The sequence below is a fragment of the Mycobacterium interjectum genome (assembly GCF_900078675.2).
GTDB classification, from domain to species: Bacteria; Actinomycetota; Actinomycetes; order Mycobacteriales; family Mycobacteriaceae; genus Mycobacterium; species Mycobacterium interjectum.
Genome location: NZ_LT546237.1, coordinates 95,238 through 109,339, shown reverse-complemented (window position 1 = coordinate 109,339; position 14,102 = coordinate 95,238). Strand labels below are relative to the sequence as shown.

14 protein-coding genes and 4 pseudogenes are annotated in these 14,102 nt (G+C 69.6%); 5 read left to right on the top strand and 13 right to left on the bottom strand.

What is annotated here, in order from left to right; genetic code table 11:
- Positions 1–1,408 precede the first annotated feature (1,408 nt).
- Positions 1,409–1,588 (top strand): helix-turn-helix domain-containing protein, encoded by a 180-nt coding sequence (locus BN4348_RS60710; RefSeq protein ID WP_066909533.1) that lies wholly within the window; start codon positions 1,409–1,411, stop codon positions 1,586–1,588.
- On the opposite strand, the gene rlmN is transcribed toward BN4348_RS60710, so the two are convergent.
- The 4 genes and pseudogenes from rlmN to pyrH all read right to left on the bottom strand — a co-directional run bounded on the left by rlmN (position 1,585) and on the right by pyrH (position 4,667).
- Positions 1,585–2,691, bottom strand: a complete 1,107-nt coding sequence (gene rlmN / locus BN4348_RS34860; RefSeq protein WP_066909530.1) for a 23S rRNA (adenine(2503)-C(2))-methyltransferase RlmN — start codon at positions 2,689–2,691, stop codon at positions 1,585–1,587. The two genes, BN4348_RS60710 and rlmN, sit on opposite strands and share 4 nt — an antisense overlap.
- A 22-nt stretch (positions 2,692–2,713) precedes the next feature.
- Positions 2,714–3,439 (bottom strand): annotated as a pseudogene (locus tag BN4348_RS34855) (phosphatidate cytidylyltransferase); the annotation flags it as partial.
- Between the two features lie 22 nt (positions 3,440–3,461).
- Positions 3,462–3,866: pseudogene (frr, locus tag BN4348_RS34850) on the bottom strand (ribosome recycling factor); the annotation flags it as partial.
- A 15-nt stretch (positions 3,867–3,881) separates the two neighbouring features.
- Positions 3,882–4,667, bottom strand: coding sequence for a UMP kinase (gene pyrH / locus BN4348_RS34845; RefSeq protein ID WP_066909527.1), 786 nt, complete (start codon positions 4,665–4,667; stop codon positions 3,882–3,884).
- Positions 4,668–4,984: 317 nt separating this feature from the next.
- Between pyrH and mbp1 the strand changes: the two genes are divergently transcribed.
- Entirely contained in the window at positions 4,985–5,227 is a 243-nt protein-coding gene (gene mbp1 / locus BN4348_RS34840) for a microaggregate-binding protein 1 (protein WP_066909539.1), read from the top strand.
- A 202-nt stretch (positions 5,228–5,429) separates the two neighbouring features.
- Positions 5,430–6,176, top strand: a complete 747-nt coding sequence (locus BN4348_RS34835) for a winged helix-turn-helix domain-containing protein (protein ID WP_066909524.1) — start codon at positions 5,430–5,432, stop codon at positions 6,174–6,176.
- Positions 6,177–6,217: 41 nt separating this feature from the next.
- Here the strand turns inward: BN4348_RS34835 and BN4348_RS34830 are convergent, their stop codons facing one another.
- From BN4348_RS34830 to BN4348_RS34805, 5 genes are all read right to left on the bottom strand, one after another.
- Positions 6,218–7,156: a lysophospholipid acyltransferase family protein gene (locus BN4348_RS34830; protein ID WP_066909521.1), complete on the bottom strand. Its 939-nt coding sequence runs from the start codon at positions 7,154–7,156 to the stop codon at positions 6,218–6,220.
- Positions 7,157–7,250: 94 nt separating this feature from the next.
- Positions 7,251–7,811, bottom strand: a complete 561-nt coding sequence (locus tag BN4348_RS34825; protein WP_066909518.1) for an MPT63 family protein — start codon at positions 7,809–7,811, stop codon at positions 7,251–7,253.
- A gap of 546 nt (positions 7,812–8,357) precedes the next feature.
- Positions 8,358–8,633: a DUF2795 domain-containing protein gene (locus BN4348_RS34815; protein WP_066909515.1), complete on the bottom strand. Its 276-nt coding sequence runs from the start codon at positions 8,631–8,633 to the stop codon at positions 8,358–8,360.
- Between the two features lie 39 nt (positions 8,634–8,672).
- A complete protein-coding gene (locus BN4348_RS34810) occupies positions 8,673–9,044 on the bottom strand; it encodes a ChaB family protein (protein WP_066909512.1) in 372 nt (123 codons plus the stop codon).
- 59 nt (positions 9,045–9,103) lie between these two features.
- Positions 9,104–9,640: a DUF1360 domain-containing protein gene (locus tag BN4348_RS34805; protein ID WP_066909509.1), complete on the bottom strand. Its 537-nt coding sequence runs from the start codon at positions 9,638–9,640 to the stop codon at positions 9,104–9,106.
- A 125-nt stretch (positions 9,641–9,765) separates the two neighbouring features.
- Here BN4348_RS34805 and BN4348_RS34800 point away from each other — a divergent pair, with 125 nt between their 5' ends.
- The gene (locus BN4348_RS34800; protein ID WP_066909506.1) at positions 9,766–10,188 is read left to right on the top strand and encodes a MarR family winged helix-turn-helix transcriptional regulator; all 423 of its coding nucleotides are present in this window, start codon (positions 9,766–9,768) and stop codon (positions 10,186–10,188) included.
- Here the strand turns inward: BN4348_RS34800 and BN4348_RS34795 are convergent, their stop codons facing one another.
- The 3 genes and pseudogenes from BN4348_RS34795 to rpsB form a co-directional block, all read right to left on the bottom strand.
- A complete protein-coding gene (locus BN4348_RS34795) occupies positions 10,189–11,592 on the bottom strand; it encodes an amidase (RefSeq protein ID WP_066909503.1) in 1,404 nt (467 codons plus the stop codon).
- 30 nt (positions 11,593–11,622) lie between these two features.
- The gene (gene tsf, locus BN4348_RS34790) at positions 11,623–12,381 is read right to left on the bottom strand and encodes a translation elongation factor Ts (RefSeq protein WP_066909500.1); all 759 of its coding nucleotides are present in this window, start codon (positions 12,379–12,381) and stop codon (positions 11,623–11,625) included.
- Positions 12,285–13,103, bottom strand: a pseudogene (gene rpsB, locus BN4348_RS34785) (30S ribosomal protein S2); the annotation flags it as partial. The pseudogene rpsB and the gene tsf, both read right to left, overlap by 97 nt.
- A gap of 250 nt (positions 13,104–13,353) precedes the next feature.
- Here rpsB and BN4348_RS34780 point away from each other — a divergent pair.
- Positions 13,354–13,821 (top strand): annotated as a pseudogene (locus BN4348_RS34780) (M23 family metallopeptidase); the annotation flags it as partial.
- Positions 13,822–13,909: 88 nt separating this feature from the next.
- Here the strand turns inward: BN4348_RS34780 and BN4348_RS34775 are convergent.
- Positions 13,910–14,102: tyrosine-type recombinase/integrase (locus tag BN4348_RS34775; RefSeq protein WP_160040304.1), on the bottom strand; the 193-nt coding region annotated here is incomplete at its 5' end.

The following is a 14,102-nucleotide window of genomic DNA, read 5'->3' as shown; positions in this document are numbered from 1 at the left end:
CCGACGCGGCCGCGACCTGCGGCCCGCGCGCGGCGGTCAACCTGCTGGACCGGGTGTGCCCGGACGGCGACGCGGCGCTGGCCGAATGTGTCAGCGCCGGGGTGTTGCTGGTCGACGAGCAGGGCGTGCGGTTTCGCCATGAATTGGCCCGGCGCGCCACCCTGGAACAAATCCCCGAAACGCAGCGGCGCATGCTGCACAAGCGGGCGCTGACCGCATTGGCCGAACCACCCATCAATCCAAACACGTTGGCCGCGTTGGCCTTTCACGCCGACCAAGCGGGTGACACCGACGCGGTGATCCGCCACGGGGTTGCCGCTGCCGAGCGTTCCAGCGCGCTGGGCGCCAACCGCGAAGCCGCCCAGCTGTACGCGCTGGTGTTGGGCAGCGCGCACGCCGTTCCTCCCGACCAAAAGGTGCGCTGGGTGGAACAGCACGCGCTGGCCAGCTACCTGTGCGGCCTGGCCGAAGAGGCGGTGTCGTCGTGGCGCGAGGCAATCCAACTGCGCCAGTCGCTGGGCGATCCGCTCGGACAAAGCGAGAACCTGCGCTGGCTCTCGCATGAGTTGTGGGGCATGGGCCGTGTCCGCGAGGCCTTTGCTGCCGCCCGGGACGCGCTGGCACTGGTGGACGGCGCCGGCCCGTGCCCGCAACTGGGCTGGGCGCTGGCCAACCTGGCCGAGTTGGGCGGTTGGGGTTTCGACCCCGCCGCCGCCGATTACGCGGCTCGTGCCATCACCGTCGGAACGCGCCTCGGTGATGACGCCCTGGTGATCCGGGGTCGCGCCGCGGCCGCGATGCGCCAGGTCCTCACCGCCGACACCGGCTGGGAGCAGCTGGAGGCCGCGTGGCGCGACGGCATGGGGGCCACCACCCGCGGCGAACACGCCGGACTGGTGGCCACAGTGATTTGCTGGCTGGCGGCAGTGCACCATGACGGCGCGCGTGCCGATCGCTATCTGGCCGACTCGCTCGCCTACTGCCGCGAACGTCAAGTGTTCACCTTCGAGGCGTTGGTCACCGGAGTCGATGCGTTGTTGCGGTTGCAACGAGGCGATTGGGACCACGCCCGCGCGGTGGCCGAGGATCTTCTCACCAGGCCGGGACTGGCCGCTGTGAATAGGACCTTGCCGCAATTGGTCTGTGGGCTCGTTTCGGCCCGGCGCGGCCAGCAGCCCGCCGCGCCTCCGTTCGGCGACGATCTGGGCGGAGTCGAGCCCGACCAGCTGCGACTTTTCTCGGTGTGGGCTGCGCGCGCCGAGGCGGCCTGGCTGGCCGGCGACGACGACGCCTGCCGCAGCGAAGCCCGGGCCGGGCTGGCGGTCACCCCCGCCCACNCGCCCAGCAGCGGCTGTCGGCGCTGCGCGGCTCCCCGCGACGCGGCCGCCGCGCCGATACCCCCCACGGGTTGACCCGCCGCGAACACGAGGTTTTGCAGCTGCTGGCCGGCGGGCAAAGCGACGCCCAGATCGCGGCCGCGTTGCATATCAGCACGAGAACCGTCAGTTGCCATGTGAGCAAGATCCTGCTCAAACTGGGCGCCGCCAACCGCACCCAAGCCGCCGGACAGTTCCGCCTCGGCTGTTAAGCGTTGGCATCCCCGCCCTCGGCGGCCAGCTGTCCGCACGCGGCGCTGATCTCTCGCCCCCGCGTGTCCCGCACCGTGCACGAAACCCCCGCCGCCCGGACCCGCCGCACGAACTCCCGCTCCACCGCCTTGGGGCTGGCATCCCAGTCGCTGCCGGGGGTCGGGTTGAGCGGGATCAGGTTCACGTGCACCAGCGGGCCCAGCGCGCGATGCAGCCGCTTGCCCAGCAGGTCGGCCCGCCAGGGCTGGTCGTTGACGTCGCGGATCAGGGCGTACTCGATGGACACCCGCCGGCCGGTCACGTCGGCGTAATACCGGGCCGCCCCGAGCGCCTCGGCGATCTTCCACCGGTTGTTGACGGGGACCAGCGTGTCGCGCAGCTCGTCGTCGGGCGCGTGCAGCGACAGCGCCAGCGTCACCGCGAGTCGCTCGTCGGCGAGTCTGCGGATCGCCGGGGCCAGGCCCACCGTGGACACCGTCACCGAGCGGGCCGAGATGCCGAAGCCGTGCGGCGGCGGCTCGGTGATGCGCCGCACCGCGGCCAGCACCCTGGCGTAGTTGGCCAGCGGCTCCCCCATGCCCATGAAGACCACGTTGGACAGCCGGTCCCCGAAGTCGTCGCGCAGCGCCGCCGCGCCGGCCCGCACCTGTTCCAGGATTTCGGCGGTGGACAGGTTCCGGGTCAGCCCGCCCTGGCCGGTGGCGCAGAACGGGCACGCCATGCCGCACCCGGCCTGCGACGAGATGCACACCGTGTTGCGGTCCGGGTAACGCATCAGCACCGACTCGACGGTGGCGCCGTCGATGGCCCGCCACAACGTCTTTCGCGTCTGCCCTGCATCGCAGGTGACCTCCGCGGCCGCGGTGAGCAGCGTCGGGAACATCGCCGCCGCGATCACGTCGCGCACCGCCGCGGGAAGATCGGTCATCCGCTGCGGGTCGGCGATCAGCCGGCCGTAGTACTGGTGCGCGAGCTGCTTGGCGCGAAACGCGGGCAGGCCCAGCTCCGCGACGGCCGACGCGCGGCCCGCCGCGTCGAGGTCGGCCAGGTGCCGCGGCGGCCTGCTCGGGCGCGGTTCGGAGAAGACCAATTGTTGGACCATGACCCGTCCAGTATCGGCCACCTCAGCGCACGAGCGTCAGGATCGTCCACGCCGCGACCGCCGACGGGAGCACGCCGTCGAGCCGGTCCATCAGCCCGCCGTGGCCGGGCAGCAGCCGGCCCATGTCCTTGATGCCGAGGTCGCGCTTGATCTGGGACTCGACCAGATCGCCCAGGGTGCCCGTGAGCACCAGGACAACACCCAGCAGCGCGCCGACCCACACCGGTTTGTGGGCCAGGAGGGTCGCCGTCAGGATCGCGGCCGTGATCCCGAAGACGAGCGATCCGGCCAACCCCTCCCACGACTTCTTGGGGCTGATCGCGGGGACCATCGGATGCTTGCCCACCAACCCCCCCACGGCGTAACCGCCGACGTCGGACGCGATGACCGTGATCATCAGGCAAAACACCCGACCGGCGCCGTCCTTCGGGTACACCAGCATCGCGGCGAAGGAGGCGAACAGCGGGACCCAGGCGGCCAGGAAGACGGTGGCGGACGCGTCGCGCAGGTAGTTCGCCGAGGGCGAACCGGCGAACGGTTCCGGCCGCCTGCTGTTGTCCTGCATGAACAGGCGCCACACCATGCAGGCCACGACGGTGGCCCCGAATCCGGCCACCGCGCCGGCGGAACGGTACGGCCACGTCAGCCAGACGGTCACCTGGCCACCGATCAGCAACGGGATGAGCGGAATGACATACCCGGCCTCCCGCAGGCGGCGCACCACCTCGTGGCTCGCGACCAGGATGGCCCCNAAATGTGAATAGGAGACAGGCCTTGCGGCGAAGGTTGCGCCCCGACCCCCGCGCCTCCTCGCCCTTGTGCTTGGCCTGCTTGACCAGCTCGCGACGGCGCTCCTCGGTCAGCTGCGGCACCGCCACGCGGATCAAGGTGCCGTCGTTGGTGGGATTCACGCCCAACTCGGAGTTGCGAATGGCGGTCTCGATGGCGTGCAACTGACTGGCCTCGTACGGCTTGATCACGACGAGCCGAGCCTCGGGAACGTTGATGCTGGCCAGCTGCGTGATGGGCGTGTTGGTGCCGTAGTAGTCGATCACGATCCGGTTGAACATGCCCGGGTTGGCGCGCCCGGTGCGGATGGTGGACAGGTCGTCGCGGGCCACCGATACGGCCTTCTCCATTTTCTCTTCCGCGTCGAAGAGAGCCTCGTCAATCATTTGCGCCGCTCCTCATCAGGTGGTGACCAGCGTCCCGATTTTCTCACCAGCGACCGCCCGAGCGATATTGCCGTTCGTCAGCAGGTTGAACACCAGGATCGGCATGCCATTGTCCATGCACAGGCTGAACGCGGTGGCATCGGCCACGCGCAGCCCGCGGTCGATGACCTCGCGATGGCTGATCGCGGTGATCAGCTCGGCCTCGGGGTTGACCCGCGGGTCCGCTGAGAACACCCCGTCGACCGCCTTGGCCATCAGGACCACGTCGGCGCCGATCTCCAGCGCCCGCTGCGCGGCCGTGGTGTCGGTGGAGAAGTACGGCAGGCCCATGCCGGCCCCGAAGATCACCACCCGGCCCTTCTCCAGGTGGCGGACGGCCCGCAACGGCAGGTAGGGCTCGGCCACCTGGCCCATCGTGATCGCGGTCTGGACCCGGGTGACGATGCCCTCTTTCTCCAGGAAGTCCTGCAAGGCGAGGCTGTTCATGACGGTCCCGAGCATGCCCATGTAGTCCGAGCGCGTGCGCTCCATGCCGCGCTGCTGAAGCTGCGCGCCCCGGAAGAAGTTGCCCCCGCCGATCACCACCGCGACCTGCACGCCGCCGCGGACCACCTCCGCGATCTGGCGGGCCACCTGGGCGACGACGTCGGGATCCAGCCCGACCTGGCCGCCGCCGAACATCTCGCCACCGAGCTTGAGCAAGACCCTCGAATACTGCGATCGCCTCTCCGGCTGCCCGGGAGTCGCGCTCTCCGGTGAAGATGTCGGTACGCCGTTGGCGCTTCTCGTCGGCTCCGTCATCAGACTCCTCGCATGAGAGTGCCATCCCGGGCGAACTCATCCGGAACGGCATTTCACATCCTGCCTCATCGCAACACAATGTGGCGCGGGCGGGGTGCATTATCTGCACAGTTGGCGATTCAAGGGGATTCGCGGGAGGCGCTTCCCCGCCGCCGTGGGATGTTTGAGCGGGTGGCGGCGGGGGGAATAGAAACCATCGCGGGGGGCGAACTTACGGTCTTGAGAATAAGGACCACGCCTGCCGTGGGGTCGGTCGCTTTGGCGATCGGCGCTGAGCAGATGCTCAAGCACGTACGCCAATGAGGAGGAACAAATCCATGGCGGACAACGAGAACAAGTCGGGACCTGCCGAGGCGGTCAAGGGCGTCGTCGAGGACGTCAAGGGCAAGGCCAAGGAGGCCGTCGGCGCGGTGACCGGGCGTGACGACCTCACGCGCGAGGGCCAGGCCCAGCAGGACAAGGCCGAGGCGCAGCGCGACGCGGCAAAGAAGGAAGCCGAAGCGGAGGCCGCCCGTGGCGGCGCCAAGGCGGCTGAGGAGCGCCAGAAGGCCAACCAGTAGCAGCTTGTCGCAAGGATGGGTCCGGTCCGTGTCAACGGGCCGGACCCATCGGCGTTCCCGGGCCGGAGCATTGACCCCGCGATCGCGGGCAATAAACTTTGCATAGTTTGGCTCTGAATCGGGTACTCAGCGCTGCGCTGGCAGACATCTCGCCGTGAGGTGCCTACGGGTGGGGGGCGATGACAGACTCACGAGTTTGGAGATGTCGTTGGACGTTTTACTACTTGCGGATGTAGACGACTTCGAAACGGCCCTGCCCACCCTGAAGTCTTTCGCGAACAGGGTGCGGCGCGTTCCCCTCGCCGGCGGGGTCGACGCGCACCGCGGTAACGCCGAGGTCGCGATCGTCGACGCCCGCGCCGACCCGGAGGCCGCTCGCAGCGCCTGTCGGCGGTTGGCTTCCGACGCACCGTCCATCGCGGTGGTGGCCGTGGTGGCGCCAGCGGACTTCGCGGCGGTGGATGTCGACTGGCACGTCGACGACGTGCTGCTGCCCGCCGCCGGGGCCGACGAGCTACAGGCGCGGCTGCGGCTGGCGATCTCGCGGCGCCGCAGCGCGATGGACGGCACGCTGAAATTCGGCGACCTGCTGCTGCACCCGGCCAGCTTCACCGGCTCGCTCAACGGTGCGGACCTGGGGCTGACGCTCACGGAGTTCAAACTGCTGAATTTCCTTGTGCAGCATGCTGGCCGGGCTTTCACCCGGACCCGGCTGATGCACGAAGTCTGGGGTTATGACTGCAATGGCCGGGTCCGCACGGTCGACGTTCACGTCCGGCGCCTGCGCGCCAAGCTGGGACCCGAACACGAACACCTGGTCGACACGGTGCGCGGCGTCGGCTACATGGCGGCGACACCGCCGCATCCCGAATGGGTCCTGCGCGGCTCGGCCCTGGCCCCGCTCTGGACATCGACGACGCGGCCCGCCACCGACCCGGTGGCGCACTAGCCGCGACAATGGCTGTCGCGCAGGGCTTTTCGCGGATCGGCTCACGCGAAGAGCGGCAGCGCCCGCTTGCGCGCCAGCGCGTCCATGCCCTGCTGAATCGAGTCTTCGACCTCGTGGTACAGGCGGTCGACGTAGTCGTCGTCGTCGGCACGTGCCGGGTCGCGGTCCAACTCTACGGCGGGCATGAACCGGGTCCTGATCTTCGCCGGCAGCGGCAGCTGCGGCAGCGCCGCCGGGGCGATCCCCCACGGCAGGGAGACGGCGAGCGGGAAGACCTTGAGCCGCAGCACCCGGTCCAGCCTGAGCGCCTTCGCCAGGCGGTCGCCGCGGATCAGCACCGGCATCGCGTCGGCTCCGCCGACGGTCGCGATCGGCACGATCGGCACGCCGGCGCGAATCGCCATTTTCACGAAGCCCTTTCGCCCCGCGAGATTGGCGCGATCGCGCTCGGTCCATGGGCGCAGCGAGTCCACCTCCCCGCCGGGCCACAGCGCCACGTCGCGCCCCTCTGCCAGCGCCGTGGCGATCGCGTCCGGGGCGGCCGGCAGCACGCCCATCGCGCGGAAGTAGCGCCCGAAGAGCGGGATCGCCATCAGCGCGTCGTGTGCCGTGCCGTGCAGCGGGCGGTCCTGGCCGAAGCGCCGCCACCATTGCAGGCCGACGGTCCACGCGTCCCAGACGAACGGGGCGCCCGAGTGGATGCCCACCAGCAGCGCCGGCGGGTGCGCCGGGATGTTCTCCCAGCCGTCGACCTCCATCCGGAACCAGTAGTCCACCAGCACATTCCAGAAAAACTTCTGGCGCTGCAGGGTGGCCTCGTCCTGGCCGCTGAGATCCCACCTGCCGGCGCGCTCGGCCACCCACCCGGCGATCCCGCCGTCCTGCTTGCTGCGCCGCTCGTCCATCGTCACGCGCGCCCGCTTGGCATTGAGCTTGGCCTGTGCGCGCACTTCGGCTGGTCTGTGATCGGGGTTACTCATGGGTGTCGGGTACCCGATTCGGGCGCCCGGGATGCCCGGATACGCAAATCTCCCCGCGCCATTGGGATGACGCGGGGAGATCGCTGCTACCGGATTACGCATGGGGCGCCGGGGCGGGCGGTTGACCCGGTGCCGGGCTTGCGTTCGGCGGCGCGCCGGGCGCCGGGCTGCCGGGCACGTTCGACGTCCACATCAGAATGTCTTGCCCTCCGTCGTTGTAGACGACGCCGTTCGGCGGCGCGCCCGTCACGTCGAAGTACAGCGTGCCGGTGGACTCTTGGCCCTGCGGGATCGGCGCGGGGTTAAGGCTGCCCGGGGCCCCGACCTTGTCGATCACCCGGTAGTTCTGGCCGTTGGGCCCGCGGGCGATGAAGTCGTTGACCATCGGGGTGACGAGCCCGCCCTCCGACTTGGCGGTGACGTCCGCCTGGTAGAGCGTGCCCTTGGGCGTGTAGCCCGGAATCGAGACGTTGCTCGGCTGCAGGTTGCTCACCGTGTAGCTGGTGACCAGGGGCCCGTCGACCAGTTGTTCGCTGGTGCCGAATCCCTGGATGTTGGGCGGCGCAGCGGAAGCGGTTGCTGCTGCGAAAACGCCTGCAGCCGCTATAGCTCCGGCGGCAATAGCACTCTTTACAGCGGTAGTGGTGACCTTCATAGTATTCCTTTCGTGTCGAACAATCGCTCCCACACATAGGGCGATAACCGCACTGGTGTGCTGATAGCCCTTTGTTCGCGCCGCTAAACCCCGGATAATCGCCGAATTTGTAAAACGTGCGCGGTTACCTGCATGAACGGTGCAGGAATTATTCTGTCGCGCAGCGCCTTTCGCGCCACAGAATTAACATTGGCACCATTGCCATCACCGCTTACGACGGGTGATTAGTCCTGCCGCCGTGGGGTAGCCGCAGCCAGGGAGCGGTGAGGAGGCAAGCCTGAGGTGCGGCCGCGAATCGTAACCCGCGTGTAATGCGAAGCACGAAAGGACCTGTCAGAAAATGAGTTTTCCGGCGCGGCAACGAGAAGTTCCGGGCGTGCAGGCGCAAATGGATCCGGTTCCCGACTGCGGCGAAAACAGGTTTTGCGCGCGAAGGAGCCGATGTGCCGGTCACCTACCTCAACGAGGACGACGACGCGAGCTACATTTCCGGCACGCGGGTGGCGGTTACGGGCGGGCGGCCAATCCTGTAGCGCCCCAACCGAACTAAGAGCCCCGGTTTTCGCCCAACTCCTGCACGATCGGGCTTTGGTCGGCCGCCCGGCCGGCGCCGCCGCCGTCCCGGTCGTCGGCGGCGGTCACCGACGCGGCGACCTGACCGACGTTCGTGTAGGTCTCCGGCGGAATCGCGCGCAACGCGCGGACGGTCTCGTCGTCGCATCCGTTGCGTTCGGCGGCCTCGATCAAATCCTGCTTGCTGGCCGGAAAGTCCACGTCGTTGAGGCACTTTCGCAGTTGACTGCGGCTAGTGGACGCGACCATGGCTGTCGGGATGCCCGGCGAGTGCCCGCCCAAACGGGGTCAGCGGCCGCGTAGCCGCCGGTTCTGCTTCTTGATCGAGTCGACCAACTCGGACTTGTTCATCGTCGACCGGCCGCGCACGTCGAGCCGGCGCGCCACGTCGAGCAGATGCTCCTTGCTGGCGTTGGCGTCGGCACCCTCGACCGAGCGACCGCCGTTGTCCGGACCGCCGCCCTCGGCCAGCTCGTCCGACGGGCCCTTGCGGTCCTTGGGCTCCCAGTGGTCACCGACCTTTTCGAAACTGTGCCTGAGCGCCGCGCAGGCCACCCGGTGGGCGCGCTGCTGGCTGCCGTATTCCTCGGCGGCGGAGTCGTGGGTCTTGGCGAACGTGCGCTGCGCTTTGGCGTTGGAGCGCCGCAGGGTGCTCGGCAATTCGCCCTTCTTCGCCGCGCCGCCTTTCGTCGTCTCGGGCGTCGAACCTTCCTCGCGTGTTAGCCCTCGGTGATCTGCTGTGCGTGCGCGTAGGCCAGCTGCAAGAAATCGGCGCCGGCCAGGGCGGTGAAGGTGCCCGCGATCAGCCGGGTCGGCCTCGGCGCGAAGATCAACCCGACGACGAACGCGGTGGCCACCCACATGTCCAGGCAGAAGGGGCACGTCAACAACTCCCCCAGGCTGTGGCGCAACGCGCTGCCGTGCCGCGTTTCCTCCATCACCTCGGCCGGACCGCCGGAACCCGCGTAGCGCGCGAACGGCGCCCGCAGCGGGCTGGTCACGGCGTCCTTGGACACCGTGCGCGAGAGCTTGTGGGTGCCGATGGTGACGGTCAGGAGGTCCTGGACGCTCCAGCGCTCGGGCAACTTGCGCCCGGTGACCGCGGCGACGACGGCGGTCAGGGCGACCAGGGCGCCGTACATCGCGAGGACCACGGTGTAGCCCTCCAGCGGTCGGGGGTTGTCGCCGCGGTACGCGTCGGCTTCCCGCCGCGCGCGCTCGGCCACCCCCTGGGTCATTTCGGTTGCATCGCCCATGGGCGCTCCTTGTCGTCCGGATCCCCTGTGGGTTACCCCGTTGGGCGCCCGGAAACCCCGACCGCGCTGAACCGCACCGGCGAGGGTCCGCGGCCGGGCGTCCCGGATATGTCAAGATCGCTGACATGGGTCAGGCCGAAGACGCTCCGCTGGGTTACCTGTTGTACCGGGTGGGAGCCGTTCTGCGGCCGGAGGTTTCCGCGGTGCTGGGTCCGCTGGGGCTGACGCTGCCCGAATTCGTCTGTTTGCGCATCCTGTCGATGTACCCGGGCATGTCCAGCGCCGAATTGTCCCGGCACACCAACGTCACTCCGCAGGCGATGAACACGGTGCTGCGTGGGCTGGAAGACGTCGGGGCCGTGGAACGGCCGGCGTCGGTCTCGTCCGGCCGGGCACTACCCGCCACGTTGACCGGTCATGGCCGCGCGCTGCTGAAGCGCGCGGAGGCCGCGGTCCGGGTCGCCGACGCCCGGATCCTGGGCAAGCTGACCGATGCGCAACAGCGGGAGTTCAAGCGCATGCTCGAGAAGCTCGGATCCGACGGCTGATCACGGCGCCTGGATGCGGGCCCAGGGCCGCGCCTCTTCGAGTTCGTAGGCGAGTTCCAGCAGCAGCGACTCCTGCCCCAGGTCGGCCGACAGCATCATGCCCACCGGCATGCCGTCGGCGGATTGGGCCATGGGCAGCGAGATCGCGGGCTCGCCGGTGACGTTCTGCAGCGGGGTGAACGCCACCCAATCGATCAGCCGGTCCATCACCTGCCGGTAGTCCGTGGGCGCCAGGTACCCGATCCGGGGCGTTTCGTCGGCGAGGGTCGGCGTGAGCACCGCGTCGTAGGTACGGAAGAACTCCGCGGTGCGCCGCCGCAGCCTGCGCAGCCGCATGATCGCCGTCGGCAGGCGGTGGATGTTGCGGCCGCTGTGCCGCTCCAGGCCCAGGGTCAGGCTGTCCAGCCGGGTGCGGTCGAAGGTGCGGCCGAACAGCCGCCGGCCGCCACGCACCTGCGCGAATGCCAAGAAGCCCCAATACAGCACGAAGTCGTCGACGAAGCTGGCCGGCACCGGCGGCTCGTCGAGGTGTTCGACGCGGTGGCCCAGTTCCTCGAGGAGCCCCGCGGATTTCAACGCCAGCTCCCGCACCGCGGGGCTGCACTCGCGCTGCACCGAGCGGGTGAGGACGGCGATGCGCAGCCGCTGCCGGCCGGGGTGCGTCACGTCCCCGATCGGGGCCAGCTTGGGATTGCGCCAGGCTCGCTCGGCCTCCCGGTAGAACGCCGCGGTGTCGCGCACCGAACGGGTCAGCACGCCGTTGGCGACGATGCCCACCGGCATCCGGCGATGCGCCGGGTCCAGCGGCAACCGGCCGCGCGACGGCTTGAGCCCGACCAGCCCGTTACAGGCGGCCGGGATGCGGATCGAGCCGCCGCCGTCGTTGGCGTGCGCGATCGGCACCACGCCGGCGGCGACGAACGCGCCCGACCCCGACGACGAGGCCCCGGCGGTGTAGTCGGGGTCCCACGGGTTGCGGACCGGCCCCAGCCGCGGGTGTTCGGCGGACGCGCTGAATCCGAACTCCGACAGCTGCGTCTTGCCCAGCGAGGTCAGCCCGGTGCCGAGAAACACCTTCGTCAGGACGCTGTCGGCGGGGGCGTCAAAGGGCGCCCACGCGTCGGCGCCGTGCATGCTGGGCTGCCCGGCGACGTCGACGTTGTCCTTGACGAACGTCGGGACGCCACCGAAAAACCCGTCCACCGGATCCCCGGCGGCGGCTCGCGCCTGGTCGAACGCGGCGTGAGCCAGGCCGTTCAGGGCCGGGTTGACGAGCTCGGTGCGCGCGCTGGCCGCCTCGCCGAGATCGACCCGGCCGACCGAACCGGCCCGGATGGCGTCGGCCAGGCCGACCGCGTCGAGGTCGCCGAGGGCATCGTCACCGAAAGCGTGCACGCGTCGCATAACACGACGCTAGCCGCTCGCGCCCCGTGGTTAGGCCTGGCCCACCTCAAAGCGAACGAACCGCGTCACGGTCACCCCGGCCCCGTCGAGCAGGGCCTTGACGGTCTTCTTGTTGTCGGACACCGACGGCTGCTCGAGCAGCACCGCGTCCTTGAAGAAGCCGTTGAGGCGGCCGTCGACGATCTTGGGCAGCGCCTGCTCGGGCTTGCCCTCGGCCTTGGCGGTCTCCTCGGCGATGCGGCGCTCGCTGGCCACCACGTCCTCGGGGACGTCGTCGCGGGACAGGTACTTGGCCTTCAGCGCCGCGATCTGGAGCGCGACCGCGTGCGCCGCGTCCTGGCTCTCGCCCTCGAACTCGACCAGCACTCCGACGGCCGGCGGCAGGTCGGCCGCGCGCTTGTGCAGGTAGGCCTCGACGTTGCCGTCGAAGTACTGCACCCGGCGCAGCTCGAGCTTCTCGCCGATCTTGGCCGACAGGTCCGCGATGGCCTGCTCGACGGTCTTGTCGCCGATCTTGGCGGCTTTCAGGGTGTCGACGTCGGTGGCCTTGGCGTCCAGCGCGGCGTCGACGACCTGGTCGGCAAGCTTCTGGAACTCGGCGTTCTTGGCGACGAAGTCGGTCTCCGAGTTGAGCTCGATGAGCGCCCCGCCCTTGGCCGCGACCAGGCCCTCGGCGGTGGCCCGCTCGGCGCGCTTGCCGACGTCCTTGGCGCCCTTGATCCGTAGTGCCTCAACTGCCTTGTCGAAGTCGCCGTCGGTTTCGGCCAGCGCGTTCTTGCAGTCGAGCATGCNGCCTCCGGCTTGCCGTCGCCGCGGCCGAGCCCGGCGCGCGCCTGCAGACCCTCGGCGACCGCGGAGGCGATCACCTTGGTCAGCAGGGCGGCGGAGCGGATCGCGTCGTCGTTGCCCGGGATCGGGTAGTCGACCTCGTCGGGGTCGCAGTTGGTGTCCAGGATCGCGATGACCGGGATGCCGAGCTTGCGGGCCTCGCCGACGGCGATGTGCTCCTTGTTGGTGTCGACGACCCAGATCGCCGACGGCACCTTGTTCATGTCGCGGATACCGCCGAGGCTGCGCTCCAGCTTGTTCTTCTCGCGGGTCAGGCCCAAGATCTCCTTCTTGGTGCGACCCTCGAAGCCGCCGGTCTGCTCCATCGCCTCGAGCTCCTTGAGGCGCTGCAGCCGCTTGTGCACCGTGGAGAAGTTGGTGAGCATGCCGCCCAGCCAGCGCTGGTTGACGTACGGCATGCCGACGCGGGTCGCCTCGGCCGCGACGGACTCCTGCGCCTGCTTCTTGGTGCCGACGAACAGCACCGTGCCCCCGTGGGCGACGGTTTCCTTGACGAACTCGTACGCCTTGTCGATGAAGGTCAGCGTCTGCTGCAGGTCGATGATGTAGATGCCGTTGCGGTCGGTGAAGATGAACCGCTTCATCTTGGGATTCCAGCGACGGGTCTGATGCCCGAAGTGGGTGCCGCTGTCGAGCAGCTGCTTCATGGTTACGACAGCCATTGCCGCCATTCCTTGTTGTCGGTTGTCGCCCGGCATCGGGTGAGGCCGGGCCCTGGCGCCTGCGGAATGCCGCACCCGTCCTGGATGTCCCGGACGGGACCGCACGGCAATCTCTTGGTTGCAGGCGCGCGAAGTCAGCCCGCTAACGAGCTGCGACCAGGAGTTTACACCGTCTCAGCAGGTGCTTTTTCCACAGCGCTGACTGGCGAGGTTCCGTGGGCCCCGCTGTACTCGCCTGGTGCGGCGGGCGATGCTGTTGATCCTGGCGATGCTGTGGGCCGCGCCGGCCCAGGCCGACGACGTGCGGCTGGATTGGCCGCTGCGCCCGCCCCCGCCGGTCGCCCGCGGATTCGACGCCCCGTCGCCCGACTGGCATGCCGGGCACCGGGGCGTGGATCTGCCGGGCTCCCCGGGTCAGCCGGTGTACGCCGCCGGCGCCGCCACCGTGGTGTTCGCCGGGCTGTTGGCCGGGCGGCCGGTGGTCTCGCTGGCGCATCCCGGCGGCCTGCGCACCAGCTACGAGCCGGTGCGGGCGGCCGTGCGGGCCGGCCAGGCCGTGACGGCCGGGAGCGTGATCGGTTCGCTTCAGGCCGGGCATGCCGGCTGCCGGGCCGCGGCCTGCCTGCACTGGGGGGCGATGTGGGGGCCGGCGTCGGGCGCCGACTACGTCGACCCGCTGGGGCTGCTGAAGGCGACGCCGATCCGGCTGAAGCCGCTCCACGGCTGACCCGCGTTGAGTGTGAACCCTGGGCGGCCCCGCCCGTGTCGCCGCACAGGCCGCACACCCAAGGCGCTCAGCGCAACACTCACGCCCGCGGGTGGGCCTGGTCGTGCACCGCCCGCAGCCGGGCGACCGCGACATGGGTATAGAGCTGGGTGGTCGCCAGGCTGGAATGGCCGAGCAACTCCTGGACGACGCGCAGGTCGGCGCCGCCTTCCAGCAGGTGTGTGGCCGCGCTGTGCCGCAGCCCGTGCGGCCCCATGTCGGGCGCGCCGTCC

Bases quoted from the DNA above. Each gene is read 5' to 3' on its own strand.
- tsf (WP_066909500.1), bottom strand. From the start codon at position 12,381: ATGCTCGACTGCAAGAACGCGCTGGCCGAAACCGACGGCGACTTCGAC.
- BN4348_RS34805 (WP_066909509.1), bottom strand. From the start codon at position 9,640: ATGGGCGATGCAACCGAAATGACCCAGGGGGTGGCCGAGCGCGCGCGG.
- BN4348_RS34835 (WP_066909524.1), top strand. From the start codon at position 5,430: ATGTCGTTGGACGTTTTACTACTTGCGGATGTAGACGACTTCGAAACG.
- mbp1 (WP_066909539.1), top strand. From the start codon at position 4,985: ATGGCGGACAACGAGAACAAGTCGGGACCTGCCGAGGCGGTCAAGGGC.
- BN4348_RS34830 (WP_066909521.1), bottom strand. From the start codon at position 7,156: ATGAGTAACCCCGATCACAGACCAGCCGAAGTGCGCGCACAGGCCAAG.
- pyrH (WP_066909527.1), bottom strand. From the start codon at position 4,667: ATGACGGAGCCGACGAGAAGCGCCAACGGCGTACCGACATCTTCACCG.
- rlmN (WP_066909530.1), bottom strand. From the start codon at position 2,691: ATGGTCCAACAATTGGTCTTCTCCGAACCGCGCCCGAGCAGGCCGCCG.
- BN4348_RS34800 (WP_066909506.1), top strand. From the start codon at position 9,766: ATGGGTCAGGCCGAAGACGCTCCGCTGGGTTACCTGTTGTACCGGGTG.
- BN4348_RS34825 (WP_066909518.1), bottom strand. From the start codon at position 7,811: ATGAAGGTCACCACTACCGCTGTAAAGAGTGCTATTGCCGCCGGAGCT.
- BN4348_RS34795 (WP_066909503.1), bottom strand. From the start codon at position 11,592: ATGCGACGCGTGCACGCTTTCGGTGACGATGCCCTCGGCGACCTCGAC.
- BN4348_RS34815 (WP_066909515.1), bottom strand. From the start codon at position 8,633: ATGGTCGCGTCCACTAGCCGCAGTCAACTGCGAAAGTGCCTCAACGAC.